Below are 26,303 nucleotides of genomic sequence, written 5' to 3' on the forward strand. Positions count from 1 at the left end.
CCTAGAATGCTGTTTTGACATGATCCGGTTGATCCTTCTAGTCGCTGTTTTGGCCTCCGACGTTTCGGCGCAGCAGCTGCAGGTCCCGGGGCTGACCCCTGATGGCACGCCTGACGCAATGCCCGCCTGCGCGCCACTGCCCTACCCGGACCAGCAGAACTGCACCCGCGTATTGGCCTGTGTCGGCGATGACGGGCTCTGGTTTGACGGCCAGGCGCGCGGCTGGGACGAGGGGCCGGTCTTTGGGCGTCGCAACGACGGGGTCGCCTGCGTTGGCAAGTGGAGCTCGCGCGGGCTCTTCGGCACCGGGTTCTCGAACCTGGAATGCAAGGACGGCACCACCGCGCAGGTGCTCTACACCATCCAGGATAACGACACCGGCACGGTGATCGGCCATGGCAAGGACAGCGCCGGGCGGCAGATCCAGGTCTGGACCGGGCTCAACGTGCTGGAGTTCCTGCGCAGCGATCTGACCGGCGCGCCAGAGCTGCCTTGCACCCAAGGCGCGATCCCGATCAGCTAGCTAGGCCCGGTCCAGCAGCCGCGATCCAGCGCCGCTATTTGTCGATCTCCGCCGCCACAGCCGCGATGGCCTTCTGATAGACCGTCGCCGCGTTCCACTCGTTCAGCACCGGAAAGTTCGGCTCCCCCGGCAGGTAGCCCTTGCCTTTCTTCCAGCCCTTCTTGCGCAGGAAATACGCGGTCGAGGCCAGCGCGTCCCACTCGTTGTAGAAATCCACGCGACCGTCGCCATTGCCGTCCACGCCGAATTGCATCGCATTGCCGGGCAGGAACTGCGTATGGCCCATCTCGCCATGGAAGGCGCCCAGCTGGCTGGGGCTCAGCATGCCGCGATCCACCATCTGCAGCGCCGCGATGGCATGCGGGATGAAGAAGTCCGAGCGGCGGCAATCATAGGCCACGGTCAGGATCGACGACACCACCGGCACCGAGCCCATGCTGCGGCCAAAACCGGTCTCCATGCCGTGGATCGACACCAGGATCGAGCCCGGCACGCCGTAACGCTTCTCCAGGGAGGCGAAGAAGGCCGGGTTGCGCGCGATGCGCTTGCCCGCGGTGCTGGCGAAGCCGCGCACCGAGCCCAGGCGGATGCGGATGAAGTCATCCAGCGCGTATTTGACGCCCTTCTGGTTGCGGTCTGCCCGGATGGTGCCCTTTGAGTATGTCGCGGCGGCCAGCGCCCGCAGCCCGCGATCTTTCACGCCCTCCTCTTTGGCGGTGCTGGCAAACTCCGACTTCCAGGCGCCGAACCCCGCGCCGGTGTTGCCGCAGGTGGCCGAGATGGCGGGCGCCGCGGCGGCCAGGGTGATGCAAAGGGAGGCAAGAATGATACGCATGAAGGCTCTCTCAATCAATTTTTCTGTCTGGCCCATTTAAGGGCTTTGTGCGCGCTGCGCCAAGCCCGATATTCCTGACCCACGGCGCCAAGAACGCTCTTGCCAGACGGGGATTGCGGTCCTATACCCCGCCCGTCCGAGGCTCGTGTGAGTCTTTCGGGCGTTTGCGCTGTGCCGATACGTCATCGACGCCGCGCGATACAAGCAAATGACGACCGAAATCTCTGGCGGGCCCTGCGGGAAGACCCGACGCAAACCAGAGCTCTGGGCCGACAGCACACCTCTCTGGGCAAACCAGAGGCAGATATAGGAGACGGTCCCATGGACCTGATTGCACAGCTTGAGGCGGAGCAAGTCGCTGCGCTCGGCAAAGAGATCCCGGATTTCAAGGCCGGCGACACCATCCGGGTCGGCTATAAGATCATCGAGGGCTCGCGCTCGCGGGTTCAGAACTACGAAGGCGTCTGCATCAGCCGCAAGAACGGCGTCGGCATCGCCGGCTCGTTCACGGTGCGCAAGATCTCGTTCGGCGAGGGCGTGGAGCGGGTCTTCCCCCTGCACTCGACCAACATCGAGAGCATCACCGTAGTGCGCCGCGGCCGCGTGCGCCGCGCCAAGCTCTACTACCTGCGTTCGCGCCGCGGCAAGTCCGCGCGGATCGCCGAGGACACCACCTACAAGCCCAAGGCTCAGGCGTAAGGAGACGGCGAGATGAAAAAAGACACCCATCCCGATTATCACGTCATCGACGTCAAGATGACCAATGGCGACATCGTCCAGATGCGCTCGACCTATGGCAAAGAGGGCGACACGCTGACGCTGGAGATCGACCCCACGGTGCACCCCGCCTGGACCGGCGGCGGCACGCGCCTGATGGACACCGGCGGCCGCGTCTCGAAGTTCAAGAAGAAATTCGAAGGCATGGATTTCTAGATCCAACTGCCCGAAAGAAAGACCCAAACGCCGCCCCTCTCCGGGCGGCGTTTTGCGTTCCGGGGTCGCGGCAAGCGCGGCGTAGTCGCATCTAGACCAGGGGCATCGAATTGGCGGCTCTGGCCCGGGGCGGGCGTTGAAGACCTTCCGCCCCGGACTTGATCCGAGGCCTCCGCCCTGAGCCAAGCGTAACACGGGCAGCGGTCGACCTGGAGGTCGCATGCACTACGGCGCTGTGTTGCGAGCGATCTTCGAAAACGCTAACGTTCCAATAGTATGCGCGGTTGCAAAAGCGGCCTCCTGGGGGAATGAGGTCATTCTGCGCCACCGGTTCGAGCGAATGACCGAATGGCCGCTGCCCGAGGCAAGCTCGGGCGGTTGCGCGGATTGGGGTCCGTTGCATCTGGTGTCGGCAAGCGTTGCCAGGGCGATGCGCTTGAGGCCAATGCACGCCACAGCCCAAGTCGCCTATTCTTCAAAGGGAGAGGCCTCGGTGTCCCGGTAGGCGCGCATGGGCAGGTCGCCCCGTGCCCAAGCAAGCCTTGCGCCGACGGGCACCAGACTTGCCAAGTGCGTATCGCCCTGCGAGCCTGCGCTAGTGCGCATGAGGGAGTGTCTACCATGTCCGTGTCCGTTGACTTCGTCTCTAAGGTGCCGGAACTCGCGGCGTTCCGGGCGCTTCTGCTGGACTACTACGCGGACGTGCTGGAGACCGCCGCCAGGGCTGGCCTGACCGGCGTGACGCCGCAGGAGGCCACTGACGGCTCTATCGCGGACCTGCCCAAGATGCTGCCACCGAAGGGCCGGCTGCTGCTGGCGTCCAACCCGGAGGGGCGGCTGGTGGGCTGCGGCGCTCTGGTGGGGATAAGGGCCGATGCGGCCGAGATGAAGCGCATGTATGTTCGCCCCGAGGCGCGCGGCACCGGCCTGGGGCGGCGGCTGTTTGAGATGCGGATAGAGGAGGCCCGCCGGATGGGCTGCACCTCGATCTATGCCGACACCGCCAGGGGCAACCGCGCGATGTTGTCGATGTATGAGAGGTTCGGCTTTCGCTACATCCCGCGCTATCCCGAGAACGCCAACCCGCCGGAATTCGAGCCCTATCTGGTCTATCTGCGGTTCGACTTTCCGCCCGGCGGCTAGGCTCAGAGCCGGCGCTGCGCCCGCGCAGCAAGGCCGCGGCGCTGGCTTTCATAAACTCATTGAAGATTTTTCATGCCCCGCGCCCTCGCGGTTCGGCAGCGATTTCGATAGGAGTCCGTTTCAACGCACAAGATGTCGCTTTGCGCTTTGCATTCCGCGCGGTTCTGCTTGATGACGTCTCAGCTTTAACCCGCGGCGCCCCGCGCCCCGCCCCTGCCCAAGAAGGCCCACGCCCTATGACCCGCACCATCGTCGAGTCGAAGACCAAAACCGCCATCATCGGCTTTGACCAGCCGTTCTGCGTGATCGGCGAGCGGATCAACCCAACGGGCCGCAAGATCCTCAACGAGGAGCTTGAGGCGGGCGATTTCAGCCGCGTGCAGGCGGATGCTTTGGCGCAGGTGGCGGCAGGGGCCAACGTGCTGGACATCAACTCCGGCGCGGTCTTCTCCAACAAGATGGCCGAGGACCCGCGCTATGCCGACAACAACTTTGTCGAGCCCACGCTGATGAAAGAGCTGGTCGAGAAGGTGCAAGAGGTCACGGATTGCCCGCTTTGCATCGACAGCTCGGTCCCGGGCGCGCTGGAGAACGGCCTGGCCGCGGCGCAAGGCCGCCCGCTTTTGAACTCGGTGACCGGCGAGGAAGAGCGCCTGGAACTGGTCCTGCCCCTGGTCAAGAAATACAACGTGCCCGTGGTGGCGATCTCGAACGACGACACGGGGATCTCCGAGGACCCCGATGTGCGCTTTGCCGTGGCCAAGAAGATCGTCGAGCGCGCCGCCGATTTCGGCATCCCCGCCCATGACATCGTGGTCGACCCGCTGGTGATGCCGGTGGGCGCCATGGGCACCGCGGGGCTGCAGGTCTTCACCCTGGTGCGCCGCCTGCGCGAGGAGCTGGGCGTGAACACCACCTGCGGCGCCTCCAACATCAGCTTTGGCCTGCCGAACCGGCACGGCATCAACAACGCCTTCCTGCCGATGGCGATGACCGCGGGCATGACCTCTGCCATTATGAACCCCGTCGCCATCCCGGTCGGGCCCAAGAAGCTGGCCGAGGCCAAGGAAAAGGTCGCCGCCGCGGGCATCGTGCTGCCAGAGGACATGGATGACGAGACGTTCTGCAAGCTCTTCAACATTGGCTCCACGCTCTCCCGCGCGGGCAAGGAAATGGAGGCCATCCGCGCCGCCAACTTCCTGACCAATAACGACGAGGCCGGCAGCGCCTGGATCAACTTCAACAAGGACCCAGACGCGGCGCCCGCGGGCGGGCGCAGCGGTGGTCGGCGTCGGCGGCGTGGCTAGGCGCGCGCGGGCAGCCCGCTAGAGGGCCGCGAACCGCGCGGCCTTCGGCGGGCTCTGGTCCGAAGCGGCGGCACTTGTGGCTCGGCTTAATTTAGACCGCTCCCTCGTCATCATGCTCCTCTTCAAACCGGCTCAGAAGCGCGGCCTCAAGCTCGGTATGCAGCTCCTGCGACCGCGCCATGTAATCCGCGTTCTGCTCCAGCGGCACACCGCGCTTCCAGAGCGGCGCGAGGTCGCGCAGGGCGGCGCGGTCATAGTCGAAATAGGTCTTCTCTAGCGTCGCGGCCTCGAACTCGCTGAGCCCGGCATTCTCCAGCACGTAGCGCCCGGCGCGCAGCGAGCTGTCGAAAAGCTCGCGCACCACCTTGTCGGCGCCCGCCTCCAGCAGCGCATAGGCGTGCACCCGGTCGCGCGCGCGGGCCACCACAAAGAGGTCGGGCCGCTCGCGCTTTGCATGGGCGACAAGCTGCACCGCCGCGTCGCGGTCATCCAGCGCCACCACCAGCGTTTCGGCCTCCTTCAGCCCGGCGGCGTTCAGCAGGCTGGGGCGGGTGGGGTCACCAAAGAAGCCCTTATAGCCGAAGCGCCGCAAGAGCTGGATCGTCGCCAGGTCGCGGTCCAGCACCACCGTGTTGAACCCCGACATCTGCACCATGCGGTTCACCGCCTGCCCGAACCGCCCCACGCCCGCGATGATAACCGGGCCCTGGCTGTCGATCTCGTCCGCCTCGGCGGCCTCCGGCGTGGCGACGCGCTTGGACAGGAACTCATAGGCCAGGAAGAAGAGCGGCGTCAGCAGCATTGACAGCGCCGTGACAGTCAGAAGCTGATCGGCCAAGGGCCCGGGCAGCACGTGCTGCTGCGCCGAGAAGCTGATCAGCAACAACCCGAACTCGCCCGCCTGCGCCAGCCCCAGCGTGAACAGCCACTTGTGCCGCCCGCGCAGCTGGAACACCCGCGCGAGGAGATAGAGCACCAGCCCCTTGATCACCATGATCCCAAGCGTCAGCCCGATCAGCGTCACGGGCGCGGCAAAGAACCCCGCCACGTCCAGACCCGCACCGACAGTGATGAAGAAAAGGCCCAGCAGCAGCCCCTTGAAGGGCTCGATGTCGCTCTCAAGCTCGTGACGGAACTCGCTATTGGCCAGCACCACGCCCGCAAGGAAGGTCCCCAAGGCGGGCGAGAGCCCCACCAGCCCCATCAGCACCGCGATCCCCACCACGATCAGCAGCGCAAGCGCGGTGTACATCTCGCGCAGCCGCGAGTGGTGGATGTAGTGGAAGATCGGGTTCACCAGATAGCGCCCGGCCAGGATAACGGCGGCGATCATGCCTAGGGTGACCAGCGTAGCGCCCCAGCCCGGTAGCCCCTCGACCAGCGACAACGCGTGCTCGGAATGGTCGGCCAGGTCCTCGTTCTGGGCGCGGCTGATCGAGCCGTCGGGGTTAAAGCTCGGCACCGGCGCGGTGGCCAGCAAAGGCAGCAGCACCAGCATCGGGATCACGGCGATGTCCTGCGCCAGAAGCACCGAGAAGGTGCTGCGCCCGCCCTGGGTGCGCATCAGGCCACGCTCGCTGAGCGTCTGCAACACGATGGCGGTGGAGGAGAGCGCAAAGATCAGGCCGATCGCGATCGCGGGCTTGGTCGCCTGCCCCAGCAGAGCCGCCCCCGCCGCGATCAAGATCGTTGTGACCACGATCTGCGCCGTGCCCAGCCCCAAAAGCTTGTCGCGCATATCCCAAAGCGTGCGCGGGTCCAGCTCTAGCCCGATCAGGAACAGCATCATCACGACGCCGAACTCGGCCACGTGCTGCAGCTCTTGCGTCTCGGTGCCCACAAGGCCCAGAACCGGCCCAATCAAAAGCCCCGCGGCCAGATACCCCAGCACCGAGCCAAGGCCCAACCGGGAAGCCAATGGCACCGCCACGACGGCCGCGCCCAAGTAAATCGCTATCTGAAAAAACATCCCCTCCATGGGGTGGTAACTCCTTTCGAATTCAAAGGTAGGATGGGGTTAAACCCCATCCTACGGGTTAGGTCGGAAGCGGCGCGTCAGCCTTAAACTGGTCCATAACAATCTGGCTTTGCACCCGTGCAACCGCAGGGTGCGGCAAAAGGACCTGATGGATCAACGTGTTCAGCGCCGAGAGATCCTGTGTGAAAACCCGCAGCAGATAGTCGGCCTCGCCGGTTAGGGTCCAGGCGCTGACGACCTCGGTCCTTGCGGCCACGACATGGGCAAAGGTGCGCACCTTCTCCGGGTCGTGGGTCGCCATTTGCACCTGCACAAAGGCTTGCACGTTCAGGCCCAGCTGCGCGGGGTCCAGCCGTGCCGTATAGCCCGCGATCAGCCCCGCCTGCTCCAGCCGCTGGCGCCGTCGTCCGGCCTGGCTAGAGGACAGGTTCAACTTCTGGCCAAGGGCCTCAGAGGTCAGATGCGCGTCCCTTTGCAGCGCCGCGAGGAGCTGCTTGTCTACCGCATCAAGTTCCATGCGCAATTTATGCATCATTTTGGCCAAGTTTGTCAAATCGCCGCGCGATATGTTGAAACACAGTGTAACAACGCGCGGATTTCCCGCGCGTCACGCTCTATTTTGGGCATGAAGCCGCTGATATGGAGAATTCTGATGGGCCCCTTCCCGCATGACGCCCCGAAATCCGTGATCTCGCAGGAGAACCCCGCCGGAACCGACGGCTTCGAATTCGTCGAATTCGCCCATCCCGAGCCGGAGGCGCTGCGCGAACTTTTTATCAAGATGGGCTATCACCTGACGGCGCGGCACAAGACCCGCAATATCGAGCTTTGGCAGCAGGGCGACATCACCTATGTGCTGAATGACGAGCCGGGCAGCCATGCCCGCGCCTTCGTCGAGGAACACGGCCCCTGCGCGCCCTCCATGGCCTGGCGCGTCGTCGACGCCCAGCACGCGTTTGACCACGCGGTGGCCAAGGGTGCCGAGCCCTACGAGGGCCCCGGCAAGACCATGGACGTGCCCGCGATTATCGGCATCGGCGGCTCGCTGATCTACTTCATCGAGGATTACTACGACACCAACCCCTATAACGCCGAGTTCGACTGGCTCGACAAGGCGCATCCCGAGGGCGTGGGGTTCTACTATCTCGATCACCTGACCCACAACGTCTTTAAGGGCAACATGGATCTGTGGTTCCGCTTCTACGGCGATCTGTTTAACTTCAAAGAGATCCGGTTCTTTGACATCGAGGGCAAATTCACCGGGCTCTTCAGCCGCGCGCTGACCTCGCCCTGCGGGCGCATCCGCATCCCGATCAACGAGGACCGCGGCGAGACCGGGCAGATCGTGGCCTATCTCAAGAAGTACAAGGGCGAGGGGATCCAGCACATCGCCGTGGGGTCGCGCGACATCTATGCCGCCACGGATGAGATCGCCGCGCGGGGCATCAAGTTCATGCCCGGCCCGCCAGAGGCGTACTATGCGCTGTCCAAGACCCGCGTGGCTGGCCATGAAGAGCCGCTGGATCGCATGATGAGGCACGGCATCCTGATCGATGGCGAGGGCGTGGTGGATGGCGGCGAGACCAAGATCCTGCTGCAGATCTTCTCCAAGACCGTGATCGGGCCGATCTTCTTTGAGTTCATCCAGCGCAAGGGCGACGATGGCTTTGGCGAGGGGAATTTCAAGGCGCTGTTTGAAAGCATCGAGGCCGAGCAGCTCGCCAGCGGCGAGCTTAAGCCAGACGCCGCCTAGCCCCGGCGCGCAAAAAACCTTTCCTTAACGGCCCGGCTTGGGCTAGCTTTCCAAGCATGAAGCGGGAATGGACTCCTCAGACATGGTGCGGGTTGCTGCTGGGCTAAGCCCAGTCACGCCAACCCCTCACATGGAGTCCAAGATGAAATTCCACATTGCGATCAATCTAGAGCGCATGTCGCCGCAGACCGATATGCGCGCCGTGCGCGACCACACCCTTGCTATGGTCCAGATGGCCGACCGGGCGGGTTTCCAGACCGCCTGGGCCGCCGAGCACCACGCGCTAGAGATGACCATCGCGCCCAACCCGTTCCAGATCCTGACCTGGTGGGCCGACCACACCGAGCAGATCCGCCTGGGCTGCGGCGTGGCCAACGCCGCCTATTGGCACCCGATCAACCTGGCCGGAGAGGCCGCCATGGTCGACCTGATCTCTGGCGGGCGGCTGGAGATGGGGCTGGGCTCGGGCGCCTATCAGCGCGAGTTCGACCGGATGCGCCCGGGGCTCGACCAAAGGGACGGGTACAAGTACCTGCAAGAGGCGCTGCCGCTGGTGCGCGCGCTTTGGCAGGGCGACGTGGCGCATGAGGGCGCGTATTGGCAGTTCCCGGCGTCGACCTCCTGCCCCAAGCCGGTGCAGGCGGAGGTGCCAATATGGATCGCCGCGCGCTCTCCGGTGACCTTTGATTACGGCGTGCAGCAGGGCTGCAACATCATGTCCTGGCCGCTGACCATGCCCTTTGCGGAAGCCGAGAAGTACCGCGTGCAGCTGGACGAGGCCATCGCCAAGGCCGGCGGCTGGAGCGGGCAGTTCGCGATGATGCGCCACGCGGGCGTCTGGGCCAACGCGACCGACCGCGCCGCCACCATGGACGCGATCCGGGGCGTGCTGGGCCAGTTCGGCAACCTGATGATGAAGCGCGGCGAGGTGCGCAACGGCTTCCCCGACCGCGTCCCCTTCGAGGAGCTGGAGGGCAACGTGCGCGTGGACCCCGGCATGCTGGAGGAGAACCTGATGTTCGGCACCCCCGAGGTGGTGATCGAAAAGCTGCGTGCCTACCAGGCCCTGGGCGTCGACGCCTTCATCTACTACGCCTCGATGGGTCTGGACATGGAGGTGCAGAAACGCTCGCTGCAGCTCTTTATTGATCACGTTATGCCGGAGTTCTCCTGATGCATCTGCGCCGCACCATCCTGCACCGCCAGACCACCTATGAGGAGGGCGGACGTGCCGTCCGCGATCCTACCCTATTGGTTGCCGCGCTGGCGATCATCAAGAACCCCTGGTTCGGGCGCGGCTTTGTCGAGGACCTCTCGCCGGAGGTCCGCGAGGTCTGCCCGCAGGTCGGCAAGCTTCTGACCGAGATGATCCTGGCCGAGACCGGCGACCGCCTGGAGGGCTTCGGCAAGGCCAGCGTCGTGGGCATGGGCGGCGAGGTCGAGCACGCCCAGGCCATCACCCACTCGCTATGGTTCGGCAACCAGATCCGCGACGCGGTGAAGTCCAAGAACTACCTGGCCTTCACCAACTGCAAGGGCGTGGGCGGGCAGCCCATCATGATCCCGCTGATGGACAAGGACGACCCCGGCCGCCGCAGCCACTACCAGACGATCCACACCAACATCCCCGACGCGCCCGCGCCGGACGAGATCGTGGTGGCGCTGGGGGCCTCGGTGGGGGGGCACCCGCATCACCGCATCGGCGACCGCTATCAGGACCTGGCCGAGATGGGCCTGAGCGTGGACAACCCCGCCGGTGTCTGAGCGCGCGCCAGACGGCACGGCCTTTACGCTGGCCGGGCCCGAGGGCGCGCCGGTGGTCGCGCTGATCCACGGGCTTGGGCTTTGTAGGGCCGTGTTCAACGGCATGCTGCCGGACCTCGCGGGGCACCGGGTTCTGAGCTACGATCTCTATGGCCACGGGGAGAGCGCGGCGGCACCCCGCGATCCTAGCCTGGCGCTCTACGGTGATCAGCTGGCGGGCCTGATGGACCATCTCGGCCTCGCCCAGGCCCATGTCGTGGGCTTCTCCATCGGCGGCATGATCAACCGGCGCTTTGCGCTGGACCACCCGGGCCGGGTGGCCTCGCTGGTGATCCTGAACGCGCCCCATGACCGAGGCGCGGGTCAGGAGGAGGTCGAGGCGCGCGCCCGCACCGTGCGAGACAAGGGCGCGATGGCCACCATGGACGCCGCGCTGAAGCGCTGGTTCACGCCCAGCTATCTGCAGACCGGCCCGGGCCCGAACCTGGTGCGCGAATGGCGCGCGCAGGTCGACGCCGAGAGCTATGCAGGCGCCGCCTGGGTCCTCGCCCACGGGGTGCGCGAGCTGGTGGACAAGTGCTTCACCGCGCCCACGCTGGTGATGACCTGCGAGAACGACACCGGCTCGACGCCCGCGATGTCTGAGGCGATCGCCGCGCAATGCGCCACCCCACGTCTAAAGATCATCCCAAAGCTGCAGCATCTTGGCCTGATGGAGGACCCGCAAGCCTTCACCGCGCCCATCCTCGACTTCTTGGAGAGCCAGACATGACCGAAATCTCAGGCGGCCAGGCCGTTGTCGACACGCTGCGCGCCGAGGGCGTGACCCATGTGTTCGGGCTGATCGGCTCGGCCACGATGGAGCTCTTTGACGCGCTCTACGACGCCGAGGACATCCGCTTTATCGGGGTGCGCGACGAGCGCACCGGCACGCATATGGCCGACGGCTTCGCCCGCGCGAGCGGCCGGGCCGGGGTGATCCTGGCCGGCCAAAACGGCCCGGGCACCACGAACCTGGTCACCGGGCTGGCGCAGGCCAAGGCGGCGTTCTCGCCGGTGGTGGCGCTGGCGGGGATGCTCTCGACCGAGCACCAGTATCGCGATGCCTTCCAAGAGGTCGACCAGCAGGCGCTGTTCGCCCCCGTGACCAAGCGGACCTGGTCGGTGCCCTCGGCGGGCCGGGTGGCGGAGCTGACGCGCGAGGCCTTTCGCACCGCGCAGACGCCACGCCAGGGCCCGGTGCTGCTGAACCTGCCGCGGGACGTCCTGGCGGCGCAGACCGGACGCGCAGCACCGCTGCCGCCAGAGGCCACCCGCCCCACCGCCGGTCCCGCCGGCGACGCGGGCCTGATCGCGCAGGCCGCGCAGCTGCTTGGCGCGGCGGACCGGCCCCTGATCGTGGCGGGCGGCGGCATCAAGAACACCCGCGCCAGCCGGGAGGCCTGCGCCCTGGCCGAGGCGCTGAACTGCCCCATGGTGACGGCGCCCGGGCATGGCGACGCGGTGCCCTTTGGGCACCCGCTGAACGCGGGCCAGATGGGCCCGCGCGGCAACCCCGTGGCCAGCCGCTTGGCGCGCGAGGCGGATGTGATCCTGGCCCTGGGCACGCGGCTGGGCTTCAATTCCACCTTCTACAGCTATGACAACCTCAACCAGGCGGCGCGGATCATCCAGGTCGAGCTGGACCCGCAGGCCATCGGGCGGCACTTCCCCGTCGAGATCGGCCTCTGGGCGGACGCCCCCACCGCAGCCCGCCAGCTGCGCGAGGCGGTGGCGCTGACGGTGCAGCGCCAGGCGATGGACGCCTGGGTGATCGGCTTTCAGGCGGACCGCGAAGCGCACCTTGCGGCGCGCGATGCTGAGGCGGTGGAGACCCACCCGACCCAGCCAAGCGGGCTCTATAAGGCGCTGAGGGGCGTGCTGCCCCGCGATGCTGCCATCACCATGGACGCGGGCACGCTCTGCCTACAGGCCACGGACGCGCTGAACTACCACCAGCCGGGCAGCCTGTTTACGCCGCTCGATTTCGGCCTGGTGGGGTTCTCCTTCGCCGCGGGGCTGGGCGTGAAGGCCGCGCAGCCCGAGCGCCCCGTGGTCAGCCTGATGGGCGACGGGGGCTTTGGCATGACGGTCAGCGAGCTGTCTACCGCGGTGGCCGAGGGGCTCAATACGGTGACCATCGTGATGAACAACGGCTGCTGGGGGGCCGAGAAAGCCTATCAGCGCGACTTCTTCAACGGGCGCTATATCGGGGCCGATGTGCCCAGCCCGCCCTTCGACAAGCTGGCCGAGCTTTACGGCGCGGCGGGGTTCCGGGCGGAGCGGCTCTCGGAGGTGGCGCCCGCTGTGGAGGCCGCACTGGCCTGCGGCAAGCCCGCGGTGGTGGACGTGGCGGTGGACCCGGCGGCGCTCTATTCCTTCCGGCGCGACAGCTTCAAGCACCGCGGCGGGTGATCCCGAAAACGCCTTGGCGCGGCGCCGCAAAATTGGGTAAGCAAAGCGCAACGGCAAGGAGCGCGCTATGAGTTACGACCCCGACAATATCTTCGCCAAGATCCTGCGCGGCGAGATCCCCTCGTTCAAGCTCTATGAGGACGACGAGACCTATGTCTTCATGGACATCATGCCCCGTGCGGACGGGCATTGCCTGGTGATCCCCAAAACGCCCTGCCGGAACCTCCTTGACGCCTCGCCCGCCCAGCTTGCCGCGGTGATGGCCACCACGCAGCGCATGTCCCACGCGGTGATGCGGGCCTTCGGCGCCGAGGGCGTCACCATCCAGCAGTTCAACGAGGACGCCGGCGGGCAAGAGGTCTACCACCTTCATTTCCACGTGCTGCCGCGCCATGCGGGCGTGGCGCTGCGCCCGCCCGGGACCATGGCGGATATGGACGTGCTGAAGGCGCAGGCGGAGAAGATCGTGGCCGCGGTGGGTTAGGATGGCCTGGAGCGGACGTTGAGCATCAACCGCAGCGCCCTGGCAACGCTTGCCGACCCCAGATGAAACGCCACCCAAGCGATGCAACCGCCCGAGCTTGCCTCGGGCAGCGGCCGACCTCCCCCAGGAGGCCGCTTTTGCAACGTCGCATAATACTGAAACAATTGCGTAGGTAGGGCCCGCGTGCCAAGTGTCCACGTTGCGCAAGCGTCCTCCAGGTCGGCCGCTGCCCGGGTTGCGCTTGGTTCAAGGTAGAGGCCCCGGAGCAAGTCCGGGGCGGTGGTTTTCTATTGGCAGCTGCAGGCCAATCAATCTACCCTGAAGCAGCTCAGTCCGCGCCGAGCTGCTCCATGACCTCGTCGGAGACCTCGAAATTCGCCGTCACCCGCTGGATGTCGTCGTCATCCTCCAGGACCTCCATCAGGCGCATCAGCTTTTGCGCGCCCACAAGGTCCAGCTCGGTCGTGGTGGTGGGCTTCCAGATCAGCTTGGTGCTTTCGGCCTCGCCCAGCTCGGTCTCCAGCGCGGTGGAGACCTCGTTGAGGTCGGTGTCGGCGCAGTAGATCGCGTGTCCGTCCTCGGAGCTCTCGACATCCGCGGCGCCCGCCTCGATGGCGGCCATCATCACGGTGTCCTCGTCGCCCACATCGGCGGGGTATAGGATCTCGCCGGTGCGGTCGAACATGAAGCCGACCGAGCCGGTCTCGCCCAGGTTGCCGCCATGCTTGCCGAAGGTCGAACGCACCGTGGACGCGGTGCGGTTGCGGTTGTCGGTCATCGCCTCGACGATCACGGCCACGCCGCCAGGGCCGTAGCCCTCGTACCGGATCTCCTCGTAGTCGTCGCCCTCGCCCGCCTCGGATTTCTTGATCGCGCGCTCGATCACGTCCTTGGGGACCGATTGCGACTTGGCCTCCTTGACCGCAAGCCGCAGGCGCGGGTTCTTTTCGGGATCCGGGTCGCCCATCTTGGCGGCCACGGTGATCTCCTTGGAGAGCTTCGAGAAGAGCTTGGACCGCGCGGCGTCCTGGCGCCCCTTGCGGTGCTGGATGTTGGCCCATTTTGAGTGGCCTGCCATGAGTGCCTCCGGTCGCGTGCTGTTGGTCGGCGCTCCGTATAGAACCTGGGCGGGGGCTGGGCAAGAGCGCGCGGGACGCCAGTGCAGCGCATTCGAGTGCTGGGTCGATTAGGCTGGCCCTGGCCCGGACGCGGCCCCAGCGAAGAAACCGGGCGTATTTTTTGCCCGCAAAGGCCCGCGCCGCTTTTCAATCCGATCGCGATGGTGTAGCAGTTAGGTCATGAATGCTGACCTTCTTCTAAGCCTCACCCTCTTCGCCTTCGTTGCCTCGGCAACGCCGGGGCCGAACACGCTGATGCTGCTGGCCTCGGGCGCCAATTTCGGCGTGCTGCGCTCCGTGCCGCATATGGCGGGTATTACGCTGGGCTTCACGGTGATGATTGCGCTGGTGGGGATCGGTCTGATGGGCGTGTTCGAGCGCCTGCCCGCCGCCGACAGCGCGCTTAAGGTGCTGGCGGTGCTCTACATGCTTTGGCTGGCCTGGAAGATCGCGGGCGCCGCGGCCCCGGGTGAGGCCACATCGACAAGCCACCCGCTGACCTTCCTGCAGGCGGCGGGCTTTCAATGGGTGAATCCCAAGGCCTGGGCGATGGGGACGAGCGCCATCGCGCTCTACGCCCCGGATCGCAGCCTTGCTGGCGTCTTGGTCGTCGCCGGGGCGTTCTTTTTGGTCTCGTTTCCGGCCGTGACGGGCTGGACGGTGTTGGGCCACGAGATCCGCCGCTTCTTAGGCACACCCGCCCGGCTGCGGGCGTTCAACTGGACGATGGCGGCGCTTCTGCTGGCCTCTCTGGTGCCCCTGCTGCGGCTCTGAGGCGTCGCAAAGGGATTGCACGTGCTCCAAGGGCGCATGTCGGCGGGGCAGTTTCCGCGCAACTCTCCACGCGCGATGATTTCATTGGACGGCGCACGCATAGCGCGCATAGGCTGCGCTTAATTTAAGAAGCACTTTATCCAAAGAGGGGCATCATGCCGGAATATGACAGCGACGACCTGCGGGATCTGGCGGAATACGCCAAAGAGCGCTGCTATCCCGCCTATATGAGCGGGCCCGAATACGACGCCGGCGCCGGGGTCAAGAACGCCCGCATCCCGCGCAAGCCCACCGTCGTGGCGCCCTGCGCGCCCACCGAGAAATTCAAGCACTCCAGAGAGTTATTCCAATTCTGGTTCAAGGAACTGGACGCGCGCGGCATCACAGCGCGGGTCTCGATCAAGTCCGGCGGACACCACCACGAGGGCATGAGCTCTAACAACGACGGGCTGGTGCTTTTGACCGACCCGGGCGAGGAAATCGACGTAGACCCGGACGCCCTGACACTGACCGTCGGCTCGGGGACGCCGCTGGTGAACGTCATCAATCGGCTGGCCGAGGACCACCTGATCCTGCCCACCGGCGTGTGCGACAACGTCAATGTGGGCGGGCTGACTCAGGGCGGCGGCTGGGGCCTGTCCTATCGCTGGCTTGGGCCGACGGTGGACGCGCTGACCGGCGTAGAGATCGTTCTGCCCAACGGCACATGGGCCCAGATCGACGAGACCGGCTTTGTCGATGGCGAGCGCGACCCAGAGGTCGATTATGAGCGGCTCTTTTGGGCGATCCGCGGCGGCGGCGGCGGCAATTTTGGCGCCATCACCAAGTTCACCTTCAAGCTCACCCGGCCCGACGTGGACGGCTACACAAGCTTCCGCTTGGTTTGGAACGATGGGCGGCGGGTAGAGGGTGCCTCGGCCTGGATCAGGATGTGCGCCGACGCTGACGAACGGACGAACTTCTTTGGCCGGATGCTGGTCAGCGGCACAAAGGAGGCGCCCAATGAGAACCCTGACTTTGTGGTTAGCGGCAGGTTCTATGGCGAGGAGGAAGACGCCCGCGCGGAGGTCTCGCGCTGCCTTGGCGAACATGCGCCCAGCGTGGATGACTTTTGGTTTGAAGACTTCGACACGCCCGGCACCTTCGCTGCCGCCTTTCTCGAAGGCCGCGCCTCTCCACCCCCCGCGCAGGGGCCCTTTGGCGCGCTGGAACCGAAGGATTACATCATCCAGCTCGGCCCCCCTTCGGCGGGCGGCCCCCGCTCGACCTGTGACACCACTGCGCACCCGCACAAGGTCAGCTCTTACGTGCTGGCCCCCGACAAAGATGTCGCCGCCGCCGTGGCCGAGCTTGTGAGCCGGCACGACGAGGTTAAGGGCGCGAATGTCTATGTCAGCTTCCACGGCATGGGCGGCGCGGCCAAGGACCGGCCGATCGAGCTGACCGCCTATCCCTGGCGCAAGAACGACTACATGGTGCAGGCGCAGGCCTGGTGGAACGCGGACGATAGCTCTGTGGACATAGGCGCGATCGACGCCTTCTTTGACGATTTCCGCGACACGATTGGCCCAATGTCGCAGGGGGCGTTCATCAACTTCCCCGACTGCGCGCAGGAGGTGAAGGAGTATTACGACACGCAGTTCGGCCCATTGCAGGACGTCAAGCAGATGGTGGACCCAAAGAACCGGCTGCACTTTGACGGCGGCATCCCCCTACCCGGCGAGGAGGTCGCGGTTGACACCGGCGCGACCAGCGACCAACTCCAAGGGGCAACCGCTTCCAAACCAGGTCAGACCATGAGCAACACAGCCCTTATCACCGGCGCCTCCGCCGGCATCGGCGCGGCCTTCGCCCGCCACCACGCCGCCCTGGGCGGCGATCTGGTCATCGTGGCCCGGCGGCAGGACAGCCTGGAGGCGCTAAAGGCCGAACTTGAGGCCGCGCATTCCGTCCAGGTGCATGTGATCGCCGCCGATCTGGCCGCCGAGGGCGCCGCCGAGAGGCTCTTTGCCGCGGTGCAGGCCGCCGGCATCGAGGTCGACATCCTGATCAACAACGCGGGCTTTGGCGGGCATGGGCGGCTGGTGGACCGCCCGCTGCCGGATGAGATGGCGATGATCGACCTCAACGTGAAGACGCTGGTCTCGCTGACGCATCTCTTCGCCGCGGACATGGCCGCGCGGGGCGGCGGCAAGATCCTGAACGTCGGTTCCACCGCGGGGTTCATGCCGGGGCCGCAGCAGGCGGTGTACTATGCCACCAAGGCCTTCGTGAACTCCTTCAGCCAGGCGGTGGACCACGAGATGCGCGCCCAGGGCGTGACCTGCACCGTGCTGGCGCCGGGCTATGTCGAGACCGAGTTCGCCCAGGTCGCCAACCTGGAGGGCACCGATCTGGTGCGGTCCGGGCGCACCGCGGAAAGTGCCGCCAAGCACGGCTATGACGCGATGCTGGCGGGCAAGCTGGTGACGGTGAACGAGTTCGGGCTGAGCGTGATGCTGAACTGGGTCACGCCCTTCCTGCCGCGCCGCATGGTGCTAAGGATCGTGGACCGGATGCAATCGAAGTAAGCCAAGCTTGACGGGACCCGCGCCCTGCCCCTAGCCTCCTGCGCAAGGGAGGACCGTCATGTCAAAATTCGTAATCGCGCCGCATATGCGGCTGCATGAGTGGATCGCCGTCGAGAAGGGCTATTTCGACGAGGTCGGGCTGGAATACGAGCTGGAGGACCAGCTCAAACCCCTGGGGCGCGACCGGCATGACCTGGGCGACAAGGTAGGCGCCTACCAGACCTTCGAGAAGGGGCGCAGCTGCGATGTCAGCTCCGCCTGCCACTGGACGGTGAACGTGGCCGCGGCCTCGGGGCATGGCAAGCTCTACGCGAAATGCTACTCGGTCTCGCCCTGCGCGATCTTCGTGCCCGCCGACAGCGCCATCAAACGGCCCGAGGACCTGGCGGGCGTGCCGATCTCGGTGGGCTACCAATCCGGCAGCCACTACTCGACGATCCAGGCGATGGAGCGGTTCCTGCCCGCCGACCAGATCAACCTCAGCTTCGCCGACGGGCTTCTGTTCAAGCGCATGGAGCATATGATCGACGGCAACATCCCGGCGGTGTCGCTGTTCTCGGGGCCCTATTACTTCATGGAGCAGATGGGCTTCCGCAAGGTGCTGGACACCTCCTTCATGATGGCCGCGATGGTGGCCGAGGACGCCAATATGGGCGACGTGGAAAAGTTCTTTGCCGCGCTGCGCCGCGCGCAATCGGATATCGACCTGCGCCAGGAGCTTTATACGCATTACTACCGCAACGAGTTCCCCGAGCGCTTCCAGGCGCAGATGGACACACGGCTCTTTGGGCCGGGCGAGCGGGTCGTGTTCGAGCCCTATAGCCGCGAGATCTTTGACGCCTCGCGCGAATGGATCGCCGCGCGCGACATCTTTGAGGGCGGCGACCTGGGGTCGCTGGGCTATGACGAGGCGGTCGTGGCGCCTGCGGTGTAAGGATAAGGGTGCGAGCTGGGCCTCCAGTAGGCATTGGCGCGCCACAATTTTCTTGCAAGAAAATTGCGAAACTCTTGCAAGAGTTTCTTCGGCGCGCCTCGAAGTGATCCGCTATGCGCAACCCCTTGCCGCTTGCGGGCCCACTTTCCTTGGAAGGAAAGTGCAAATCTCTTGCAAGAGATTTGGCGCGCCCACAGAACGCACCAGGCCAGGAACACGAAAACCGACGCAGCCAGCCCATTACCTGGCGTTCAGATATCGCCGCGGCGTCTAGCCCTGCGCGCGGATCCAGTCGGGGAGGTGCCCAATATCTGGCAGCACCGCGCTGGCATGGGGCGCCAGCTCCTCCGCCCCGGCCATGCCGGTCAGCACCGCCACGCTGCGCATCCCCGCGGCGCGCCCCGCCAGCAGGTCATGGGTGCTGTCGCCCACCATCACCACCTGCCCAGCGGGCAGGCGCATCTGCGACGCGAAAGCCAGACACATCCCCGGAGCGGGCTTGCCGCCATGGCCGCTGTCATAGCCCGCGATGAAATCGAACCCCGCCTCGTGGCCCACGCTGGCCAGATGCGCCCGCGCGGGCGCCTCGGCGTCGTTGGTGGCCACGCCCAGCTTTAGGCCCATGCCGCGCAGCTCCTCCAAGAGCGGCCCAAGCGGTACGGCCTCCACCTGCGGCGCCTGCGCCGCCTTGGCGTTCAGCTCGGCTTCGATCTCCCACATGGCGCGCCCGGGTAGCCCCGGCGCCAGGAGCCGTGCTATGTCGTCGGGCGTTCCCGCGATGACCTCGCTGGCCGGATCAAAGGCTCCGGCGGCGAAGTCATAGCCGATCAGCCGGCCCAGCTCTGCCGCGCGCGGCGCGTCGCCCTGCGCCAGCGCCACCAGGGTCGCCTTGGCCCAGGCGTTCCAGGTGCCGTTGAAGTCAAACAGCGTGCCGTCCTTGTCAAAAAGCACCCCCTTGATCGCATCCGCCATAGCGCCGTCTCCTGTTTGCGTGCCTCTTCGCACACTTGGTCCTGCGTTGACAGCCGGTTCGCGCTGGCCAAATGTAGCGCGACAAATCACAAGGCAAACAAACATCCATGCTGAAGCTAAGGTCCTATCGCAACCGCCCCGTTCACCTGGGGCCCTATCCGCTAGAGCGCATGACCCGCAGCGAGCAGGGCCCGCAAGGGCTTCAGGAGCTGCCCCCGCCAAGCCCCCTAAGCTTCCGGCGCCCCGAGGACCCGATCAGCATCGTCAACGCGATGCAGGAATTCCAGGCGATGCTGGATGCCACCCGCGACGGCATCCCAAAGGAGCCCGCCGAGATCCCCAGCGACCTGGCCGAGCGCGCCGAGCATATCAAGGCCTTCGGCTACTACCTGGACAGCGCCCAGGTCGGGGTCTGCAAGATCCCCGCCACCGCCTGGCTGGACGCGCCCCTGGTGAACCCCGACATCGACCGGCTGGCCGAAAAGATCCGCACCATGCAGCCCAAATCGCTGGCCGCGGGCATCGACGTCATCATGGCCGGGCTGCGCGAGAGCCTGGCCAAGCCGCCCGCCGATTGCCGCCACCACACCCACGCGATTGTGTTTCTGGTCGACAACCCGCGCCCGCCCAAGGACGGCGAGCCCGGCACGGATTGGTTCCGCGACGCCGACGCCCAGCGCGCCTGCCTGCGGGGCATGGAGACCGCCGTCACCCTGGCCAACTACATCCGCCTGCTGGGCTTCGAGGCGCGGGCGCATTCCGCCGCCACCACGGATGTGCATCTGGAGCAGCTCGGCGTGGCCGCGGGGCTCAACTGGGTCAATGGCGGCCGCGCGGTGAACCCGTTCCTAGAGGACCGCTATGGGCTGGCGGTGATCACCACCACGATGGAGCTGGCCCCGGACGCGCCGCTCAAGCCGCACCAGCACCTGCCGGTCTCCTGGGCCACCGGCCACGGCACCCACGCCAAGACCGCGCGCAACCAGGACCCCTACGCCAAGCGGCTCTTTAAGAACGGCCCGCACCCGTTCGAGACGCTCAAGCGCGTAGACGAGCCCACGACCTATATCGACCGCCCCAATGTCGAGCGCGTGCCCAAGCGCGCGAATATGTTCGCGCGGTCCTTGTTCGGCGATCTGGGCAAGGCCGCGCAGGAGGGCGCCAAGAACGGCAATTACGTGCGCAAATCGGCCTCCGCCTTCGCCTTCCGGCCCTCGCTTGGGGCCTTCATCCTGCTGCAGGACGGCGAGGCCGGCCCGCAGCACCCCTCAACCCGCGACCCCGCCCGCAACGCCGACAACATCAAGGCCGCGCTCTACTGGCTGGGGATCGACGCGGCGGGGCTCTCGGACTGCCCCGACTGGACCTATTATAGCCACGACGCCGCGGGCAACGAGATCACGCCCTACCACGACCAGGCGATCAGCATGATCGTCGACCAGGGGCATGAGACGATGGAGGGCGCCTCGGGCGACGACTGGATCGCCTGCGCGCAGTCGATGCGCGCCTACCTGCGCTTCTCGCTGCTCGGCGGGGTGCTGGCGCAGCACCTGCGCAACCTGGGCTATCCCGCGCGCACGCACACGGTGATGGATGACGAGGTGCTGCACCCGCCCCTGCTGCTGCTGGGCGGGCTGGGCGAGGTCTCCCGCATTGGCGAGGTGATCCTGAACCCCTTCCTGGGCCCGCGCCTGAAATCCGGCGTGGTGACCACCACCATGCCCGTGGCCCATGACAGGCCCATCGATTTCGGCCTGCAGAAGTTCTGCCAGTCCTGCAACAAATGCGCCCGCGAATGCCCCTCTGGGGCGATCACCGCCGGGCCAAAGCTTATGTTCAACGGCTATGAGATCTGGAAGAGCGACAGCCAGAAATGCACCACCTACCGGGTGACCACGGCGGGGGGCGCGATGTGCGGGCGCTGCATGAAGACCTGCCCGTGGAACCTCGAGGGGCTCTTTGCCGAGGCGCCGTTCCGCTGGGCGGCCTCCAACGTGCCGTCGCTCGCGCCCGCCCTTGCCAAGCTCGACGACATGGTCGGCAATGGCGAGATGAACCGCGCCAAGAAATGGTGGTGGGACCTGGAGATGGTCGAGGACGGGCCCTACCACGTCTCGGCACATGAGTTGAACGCCCGCGCGCTGTCCAAGGATCTGGACCTGAAATACGAGGACCAGACGCTGGCGGTCTACCCCGCCCCGCTGGCTCCGCCGCCCTATCCCTGGCCCTTCCCGATGGACCGCGAGGCGGGGATCGAGGCCTATGAGGGCATGATCTCGGCCGAAGAGCACAAACGCCGCCGCGCCGACGGGATACCGACGGAACACCGGCGCAATACCGACGACGGCGAAAGCCCGGTTGTGCAATGCGTGGTCTCCAAGGCCGAGCGGATGACCGACGGGGTCACCAAATACGAGTTCTCCCGCGTGGACGGCCAGGACATGCCGCCCGTAGAGGCGGGCGCGCATATCGACGTGGTGGTGGCGCCAGAGTTCTTCCGGCAATACTCGCTGTCCGGCGACCCGGCGGACCGCTCCAAGTACCAGATCGCCGTGCTGCGCGAGGATGCGGGCAAGGGCGGCTCCAAGCTGATGCACCGCATCTTCCAGGAGGGCCGCCGCGTCTTCATCTCCAAGCCGATCAACCACTTCCCGCTGGAAGAGACCGCCAGCCACACCTACCTGATGGGCGGCGGCATCGGGATTACGCCAATGATCGCCATGGCGCATCGGCTGCACGCGATCGGGGCGTCCTTCGAGATGCGCTATAGCTGCTCCAAACGCGCGAATGCCGGGTTCCTGGAGGACCTGCCGAACGTGCCCTGGGCGGATAAGATCCACTATCACTTCTCGGACGAGGGCAGCCGGGCGGACCTGGCCAAGGTGCTGGACTACAAGGACGGCGCTCATGTCTACACCTGCGGGCCGGACGCCTATATGCAGTCGGTGATGGACGCCGCCGAGGCGGGCGGCTTCCCCGAGGAGGCCCGCCACCTGGAATACTTCTCGGTCCCCGAGCAGCCCGATTACGAGAACTTCCCCTTCACGCTGAAGATCGCAGGCCAAGAGATCGCCGTCAGCGCCGACGAGCACGCCACCGACGCGCTCTTGCGCGCGGGCATCCATGTGGATGTGAAATGCTCCGACGGGCTCTGCGGGGTGTGCAAATGCACCGTGCTAAGCGGCGATGTCGAGCATCGCGACTTCGTGCTGTCCAAAAAGGACAAAGAAAACAGCATGATCCTGTGCCAGTCCCGCGCCGCCGACCCTGACGGTACGCTAGAGATCGAGCTATAGAGCGCGCTTTTTTTGCAAAAAGGAATCACGTCCCGCCCCGAACATGATTGCGAAGCTTGGTGTCTGCACTTATGCTCAAGTAGCGCACGCAATTTATGGCTCGGGTTGGGAAGTGATGCTCTTTTTATGTTTCAAGCGTTCTGCCTTTAGCTTTCGGCACCTACTTGAAGGCAAACATTCGCGACATCGTTCGGCTTTGCCACGATCCGCTCTTTTGAGGATGTGCTAGGGATGCGCGCCCAGAGGTCCGTCATAATTTCGCGCGCGCCGGAGGAGGTCTATGACTTCGTCACCAATCCGGCGAACGCCGCCTATTGGCAGGCCGAGGTGACCGGCTGCGAGGTGCTGAACCGCACCGAGGATGGGGTGGGCTCGCAGCTGCGCTGGGTCTTCGCAGGCGGCGGGTACGAGGTCGAGGCGATCGAGACCGTGATTGCCGTGGACCGCCCGCGCCTCTTCGCCAGCCAGCATATCGCGACCCGTTTCCTCAGCGGCCCGCCGCCCGACCCCGGCCAGCTACCGGCGACCGAGGACGATCTCGCCCAGCGGTTCCGCCTCACCTATGGGCGCAAGCCGCCCGGCGGGCTGGTGGCGCTGGAGTTCGAGCCGCTGGACGACGCGGCGGCCTGCTGCGTCACGATGCGCGTGGAAACGCAGCTTGGCGGCGCGGCGTGGATCGGCGCTTGGGTGCAGCGGCTGATGGGCCGCAGCAATATCAAGACCGCGCTGAACGCGCTCAAGGACGAGATGGAGCGCCTCGCCCTGCCATAGGGTGCCGCACAAGGGGGGAGGAGCGCATAGATGTTTGAAGACCGGATGCGCGACTTCGCGCAGCGCCTGCGCGCGGCGGGCACCGATCTGGCCCTTATCACCGATGACGACGCGGTGTATTATCTGTGCGGCTACTACGACTACCTGCATATGGAGTTCGGTCGGCCCACGATCCTGGCGGTCTGGGCGGATGGCCAGAGCCTGCTGATCACCCCCAGCCTGGATGCGGCGATGGCCGAGCATGCGGCCCGCGTGACCCGCGTGGCGGCCTGGAATGACGGCGTGGGCGCGGAGTGGCGCGCCGAGCTGCCCGGCGCTTTGCGGGACGCGGGCTGCGTCGGGCTGGAACCCGGCCACATGCCGCCCGTGGTGCGCGCGGCGGTGGACGGGCTGCTCGCCGACCGCGCGGTCAGCAACGTCACGCCGATCATCGCCGAGATGCGCATGATCAAGACGCCGCAGGAGCTGCAGCTCGCCCGCCACGCGGGCCAGGTTGGCATGGCGATGATGCAGGCCGGGCGCGGCGCCATCGCCGATGGCGTGCCCGAATATGAGGTCGCGCTGGCGACGTCTCGCGCCGGGACCCGCAAGGCCGCCGAGATCCTGGCCGCGCATTACGACGACGCCATGATGTCGCCCAACACGCATTTCCTGCAGATCATGGCCTCCGGCGATCAGATCACCAAGACCCACCACCGCGCCACCACCCGCGTCATGCGGCGCGGCGAGCCGGTGTTCCTGTGCTTCTGCGGCATGACGAATTTCCACCGCTTCAAGCTGGGCTTCGACCGCACCTTCTGGATCGGCGAGCCGCCCTCGGACCAAGTGGCGGTCTATGAGGTGGCGGTGGCCAGCCAGGCCGCGGCGCTGTCGGTGCTCGGCCCCGGAGTGCGCGCCGAGCAGGTGCACGCCGCCTATGCCGCGGTGATCCAGGATGCGGGCTATGACTTCCCGTTCCGCTGCGGGCGCGCCACGGGGTTCAGCTATCTCGAGCAGCCGCAGCTGGTGACCGGCGAGACCACCGCGCTGCAGCCGGGGATGGTGTTCGCGGTGGACGGCTCGGTCGCGACGGACAGCTTCCGCGCCCAGGTCGGCGACAGCTTCATCATCACCGACAGCGGGTACGAACAGATCACCCATCACCCTAAGTCGGTGAGTGAAGTTAGCCTTTCCTGAACCAATTGCCGCAAGTATGGTTTACGCGCCACTGGGCGGGTGATAATGCCGCGCCTGAAACATAGATCCGGAGCGCCCAATGGCACAAGATTACGTCGTCAAGGATATCGCACTGGCCGAGTTTGGCCGCAAAGAAATCACCATCGCCGAGACCGAGATGCCGGGCCTGATGGCCAGCCGCGAGGAATACGGGCCCTCGCAGCCGCTCAAGGGCGCGCGGATCGTGGGCTCGCTGCATATGACGATCCAGACAGCGGTGCTGATCGAGACGCTGGTGGCGCTTGGCGCCGACGTGCGCTGGGCCTCCTGCAACATCTTCTCCACCCAGGACCACGCCGCGGCGGCCATCGCGGCGGCGGATGTTCCGGTCTTCGCCGTGAAGGGCCAAACGCTTGAGGAGCATTGGGACTATCTCGACAAGTCCTTCCAGTTCCCCGAGGGCGCCAACATGATCCTCGACGACGGCGGCGACGCGACCTTGTATGTCCTGCTGGGTGCGCGCGCCGAGGCGGGCGAGGACGTCATCCCGGTGCCGTCCTCTGAGGAGGAAGAGGTGATCAAAAAGCAGATCGCCAAGCGCATGGCCGAGACCCCCGGCTGGTTCACCAAGACCCGCGACGCGATCAAGGGCGTCTCGGAGGAGACCACCACCGGCGTGCACCGGCTCTATGAGCTGCAGCGCAACGGCCAGCTGCCCTTCCCAGCGATCAACGTGAACGACTCTGTGACCAAGTCGAAATTCGACAACAAGTATGGCTGCAAGGAATCGCTGGTCGACGGCATCCGCCGCGCCACCGACACGATGATGGCGGGCAAAACGGCGGTGGTCTGCGGCTATGGCGATGTCGGCAAGGGCTCGGCGGCGTCCCTGCGCGGCGCGGGCGCCCGCGTGAAGGTGACCGAGGTCGACCCGATCTGCGCGCTGCAGGCGGCGATGGACGGGTTCGAGGTCGTCACGCTTGAGGACACCGTCGCCGACGCCGACATCTTCATCACCACCACCGGCAACAAGGACGTGATCCGCATCGAGCATATGCGCGAGATGAAGGACATGGCCATCGTCGGCAATATCGGCCACTTCGACAACGAGATCCAGGTCGCCGCGCTGAAGAACCACAAATGGACCAACATCAAAGAGCAGGTGGACATGATCGAGATGCCCTCGGGCAACCGCTTGATCCTGCTCTCGGAAGGCCGCCTGCTGAACCTGGGCAACGCCACCGGGCACCCAAGCTTTGTGATGTCGGCCAGCTTCACCAACCAGACCCTGGCGCAGATCGAGCTCTGGACCAACACCGACGCCTACCAGAACGACGTCTACATCCTGCCCAAGAAGCTGGACGAGAAGGTCGCCCGCCTGCACCTGGCCAAGATCGGCGTGAAGCTGACCGAGCTGGACAAGGAACAGGCCTCCTATATCGGCGTCACACCCGAGGGCCCCTATAAGCCAGAGCACTACCGCTACTAAACGATGACGCGTTCCGCCTCGCCGATGTCTGATCGGCGGGGCGGCGTTCT

At 65.9% G+C, this 26,303-nt stretch carries 23 protein-coding genes; 18 read left to right on the forward strand and 5 right to left on the reverse strand.

Annotated features, from left to right (window positions below; all coding sequences use genetic code 11):
- The first annotated feature begins 19 nt into the window (after positions 1 to 19).
- Positions 20 to 523 carry a hypothetical protein gene (locus AIOL_RS15705; RefSeq protein ID WP_049643854.1) on the forward strand — a complete coding sequence of 168 codons (504 nt, stop codon included), beginning with the start codon at positions 20 to 22 and terminating at the stop codon, positions 521 to 523.
- 34 nt (positions 524 to 557) lie between these two features.
- Here the strand turns inward: AIOL_RS15705 and AIOL_RS15710 are convergent, their stop codons facing one another.
- Entirely contained in the window at positions 558 to 1,358 is an 801-nt protein-coding gene (locus AIOL_RS15710) for a lytic murein transglycosylase (RefSeq protein ID WP_049645487.1), read from the reverse strand.
- A 321-nt stretch (positions 1,359 to 1,679) separates the two neighbouring features.
- Here AIOL_RS15710 and rplS point away from each other — a divergent pair, with 321 nt between their 5' ends.
- From rplS to AIOL_RS15730, 4 genes are all read left to right on the forward strand, one after another.
- Positions 1,680 to 2,057, forward strand: coding sequence for a 50S ribosomal protein L19 (rplS, locus tag AIOL_RS15715; protein WP_049643855.1), 378 nt, complete (start codon positions 1,680 to 1,682; stop codon positions 2,055 to 2,057).
- A 12-nt stretch (positions 2,058 to 2,069) separates the two neighbouring features.
- Positions 2,070 to 2,291, forward strand: a complete 222-nt coding sequence (gene rpmE / locus AIOL_RS15720; protein ID WP_049643856.1) for a 50S ribosomal protein L31 — start codon at positions 2,070 to 2,072, stop codon at positions 2,289 to 2,291.
- Positions 2,292 to 2,912: 621 nt separating this feature from the next.
- Complete coding sequence (locus AIOL_RS23985) at positions 2,913 to 3,434, forward strand: GNAT family N-acetyltransferase (protein WP_053101291.1); 522 nt, start codon at positions 2,913 to 2,915, stop codon at positions 3,432 to 3,434.
- A gap of 236 nt (positions 3,435 to 3,670) precedes the next feature.
- Positions 3,671 to 4,741 carry a methyltetrahydrofolate cobalamin methyltransferase gene (locus tag AIOL_RS15730; protein ID WP_049643857.1) on the forward strand — a complete coding sequence of 357 codons (1,071 nt, stop codon included), beginning with the start codon at positions 3,671 to 3,673 and terminating at the stop codon, positions 4,739 to 4,741.
- A 91-nt stretch (positions 4,742 to 4,832) separates the two neighbouring features.
- Here the strand turns inward: AIOL_RS15730 and AIOL_RS15735 are convergent, their stop codons facing one another.
- Positions 4,833 to 6,719 carry a monovalent cation:proton antiporter-2 (CPA2) family protein gene (locus AIOL_RS15735; RefSeq protein ID WP_049643858.1) on the reverse strand — a complete coding sequence of 629 codons (1,887 nt, stop codon included), beginning with the start codon at positions 6,717 to 6,719 and terminating at the stop codon, positions 4,833 to 4,835.
- Positions 6,720 to 6,777: 58 nt separating this feature from the next.
- On the reverse strand, positions 6,778 to 7,236 hold the full coding sequence (locus AIOL_RS15740; protein WP_049645489.1) for an Lrp/AsnC family transcriptional regulator: 459 nt from the start codon (positions 7,234 to 7,236) through the stop codon (positions 6,778 to 6,780).
- A 135-nt stretch (positions 7,237 to 7,371) separates the two neighbouring features.
- Here AIOL_RS15740 and hppD point away from each other — a divergent pair, with 135 nt between their 5' ends.
- The 6 genes from hppD (at position 7,372) to AIOL_RS15770 (ending at position 13,174) form a co-directional block, all read left to right on the forward strand.
- Positions 7,372 to 8,472, forward strand: coding sequence for a 4-hydroxyphenylpyruvate dioxygenase (hppD, locus tag AIOL_RS15745; protein WP_049643859.1), 1,101 nt, complete (start codon positions 7,372 to 7,374; stop codon positions 8,470 to 8,472).
- Between the two features lie 142 nt (positions 8,473 to 8,614).
- Positions 8,615 to 9,646 carry an LLM class flavin-dependent oxidoreductase gene (locus AIOL_RS15750; protein WP_049645490.1) on the forward strand — a complete coding sequence of 344 codons (1,032 nt, stop codon included), beginning with the start codon at positions 8,615 to 8,617 and terminating at the stop codon, positions 9,644 to 9,646.
- Positions 9,646 to 10,236, forward strand: a complete 591-nt coding sequence (locus AIOL_RS15755) for an amino acid synthesis family protein (protein ID WP_049643860.1) — start codon at positions 9,646 to 9,648, stop codon at positions 10,234 to 10,236. Before AIOL_RS15750 ends, AIOL_RS15755 begins: the two co-directional genes overlap by 1 nt.
- Positions 10,229 to 11,008: an alpha/beta fold hydrolase gene (locus AIOL_RS15760; protein ID WP_049643861.1), complete on the forward strand. Its 780-nt coding sequence runs from the start codon at positions 10,229 to 10,231 to the stop codon at positions 11,006 to 11,008. The genes AIOL_RS15755 and AIOL_RS15760 overlap by 8 nt, the downstream gene beginning before the upstream one ends.
- Positions 11,005 to 12,690, forward strand: coding sequence for a thiamine pyrophosphate-binding protein (locus tag AIOL_RS15765; RefSeq protein ID WP_049643862.1), 1,686 nt, complete (start codon positions 11,005 to 11,007; stop codon positions 12,688 to 12,690). Before AIOL_RS15760 ends, AIOL_RS15765 begins: the two co-directional genes overlap by 4 nt.
- Before the next feature lie 67 nt (positions 12,691 to 12,757).
- Positions 12,758 to 13,174: an HIT family protein gene (locus tag AIOL_RS15770; protein ID WP_049643863.1), complete on the forward strand. Its 417-nt coding sequence runs from the start codon at positions 12,758 to 12,760 to the stop codon at positions 13,172 to 13,174.
- A 328-nt stretch (positions 13,175 to 13,502) separates the two neighbouring features.
- Here AIOL_RS15770 and AIOL_RS15775 read toward each other — a convergent pair whose 3' ends face one another.
- A complete protein-coding gene (locus AIOL_RS15775; protein ID WP_049643864.1) occupies positions 13,503 to 14,252 on the reverse strand; it encodes a YebC/PmpR family DNA-binding transcriptional regulator in 750 nt (249 codons plus the stop codon).
- Positions 14,253 to 14,472: 220 nt separating this feature from the next.
- On the opposite strand from AIOL_RS15775, the gene AIOL_RS15780 reads away from it, so the two are divergent.
- The 3 genes from AIOL_RS15780 (at position 14,473) to AIOL_RS15790 (ending at position 18,570) form a co-directional block, all read left to right on the forward strand.
- Positions 14,473 to 15,066 carry a LysE family translocator gene (locus AIOL_RS15780; RefSeq protein ID WP_049643865.1) on the forward strand — a complete coding sequence of 198 codons (594 nt, stop codon included), beginning with the start codon at positions 14,473 to 14,475 and terminating at the stop codon, positions 15,064 to 15,066.
- 155 nt (positions 15,067 to 15,221) lie between these two features.
- Positions 15,222 to 17,636, forward strand: a complete 2,415-nt coding sequence (locus AIOL_RS24495; protein WP_082152625.1) for an SDR family NAD(P)-dependent oxidoreductase — start codon at positions 15,222 to 15,224, stop codon at positions 17,634 to 17,636.
- 58 nt (positions 17,637 to 17,694) lie between these two features.
- A complete protein-coding gene (locus AIOL_RS15790; protein WP_152912552.1) occupies positions 17,695 to 18,570 on the forward strand; it encodes an ABC transporter substrate-binding protein in 876 nt (291 codons plus the stop codon).
- 270 nt (positions 18,571 to 18,840) lie between these two features.
- Here AIOL_RS15790 and AIOL_RS15795 read toward each other — a convergent pair whose 3' ends face one another.
- The gene (locus tag AIOL_RS15795; protein ID WP_049643867.1) at positions 18,841 to 19,542 is read right to left on the reverse strand and encodes an HAD family hydrolase; all 702 of its coding nucleotides are present in this window, start codon (positions 19,540 to 19,542) and stop codon (positions 18,841 to 18,843) included.
- 107 nt (positions 19,543 to 19,649) lie between these two features.
- On the opposite strand from AIOL_RS15795, the gene AIOL_RS15800 reads away from it, so the two are divergent.
- The 4 genes from AIOL_RS15800 (at position 19,650) to ahcY (ending at position 26,253) form a co-directional block, all read left to right on the forward strand.
- Positions 19,650 to 22,838, forward strand: a complete 3,189-nt coding sequence (locus tag AIOL_RS15800) for a 2Fe-2S iron-sulfur cluster-binding protein (RefSeq protein WP_049643868.1) — start codon at positions 19,650 to 19,652, stop codon at positions 22,836 to 22,838.
- Positions 22,839 to 23,069: 231 nt separating this feature from the next.
- A complete protein-coding gene (locus tag AIOL_RS15805) occupies positions 23,070 to 23,609 on the forward strand; it encodes an SRPBCC family protein (RefSeq protein WP_049643869.1) in 540 nt (179 codons plus the stop codon).
- A 30-nt stretch (positions 23,610 to 23,639) separates the two neighbouring features.
- Positions 23,640 to 24,785 (forward strand): M24 family metallopeptidase, encoded by a 1,146-nt coding sequence (locus AIOL_RS15810; RefSeq protein WP_049643870.1) that lies wholly within the window; start codon positions 23,640 to 23,642, stop codon positions 24,783 to 24,785.
- Between the two features lie 79 nt (positions 24,786 to 24,864).
- Positions 24,865 to 26,253, forward strand: coding sequence for an adenosylhomocysteinase (gene ahcY / locus AIOL_RS15815; RefSeq protein WP_049643871.1), 1,389 nt, complete (start codon positions 24,865 to 24,867; stop codon positions 26,251 to 26,253).
- Positions 26,254 to 26,303: the final 50 nt, after the last annotated feature.

Origin of the sequence: Candidatus Rhodobacter oscarellae, assembly GCF_001078595.1 — a bacterium.
Lineage (GTDB): Bacteria > Pseudomonadota > Alphaproteobacteria > Rhodobacterales > Rhodobacteraceae > Rhodobacter_B > Rhodobacter_B oscarellae.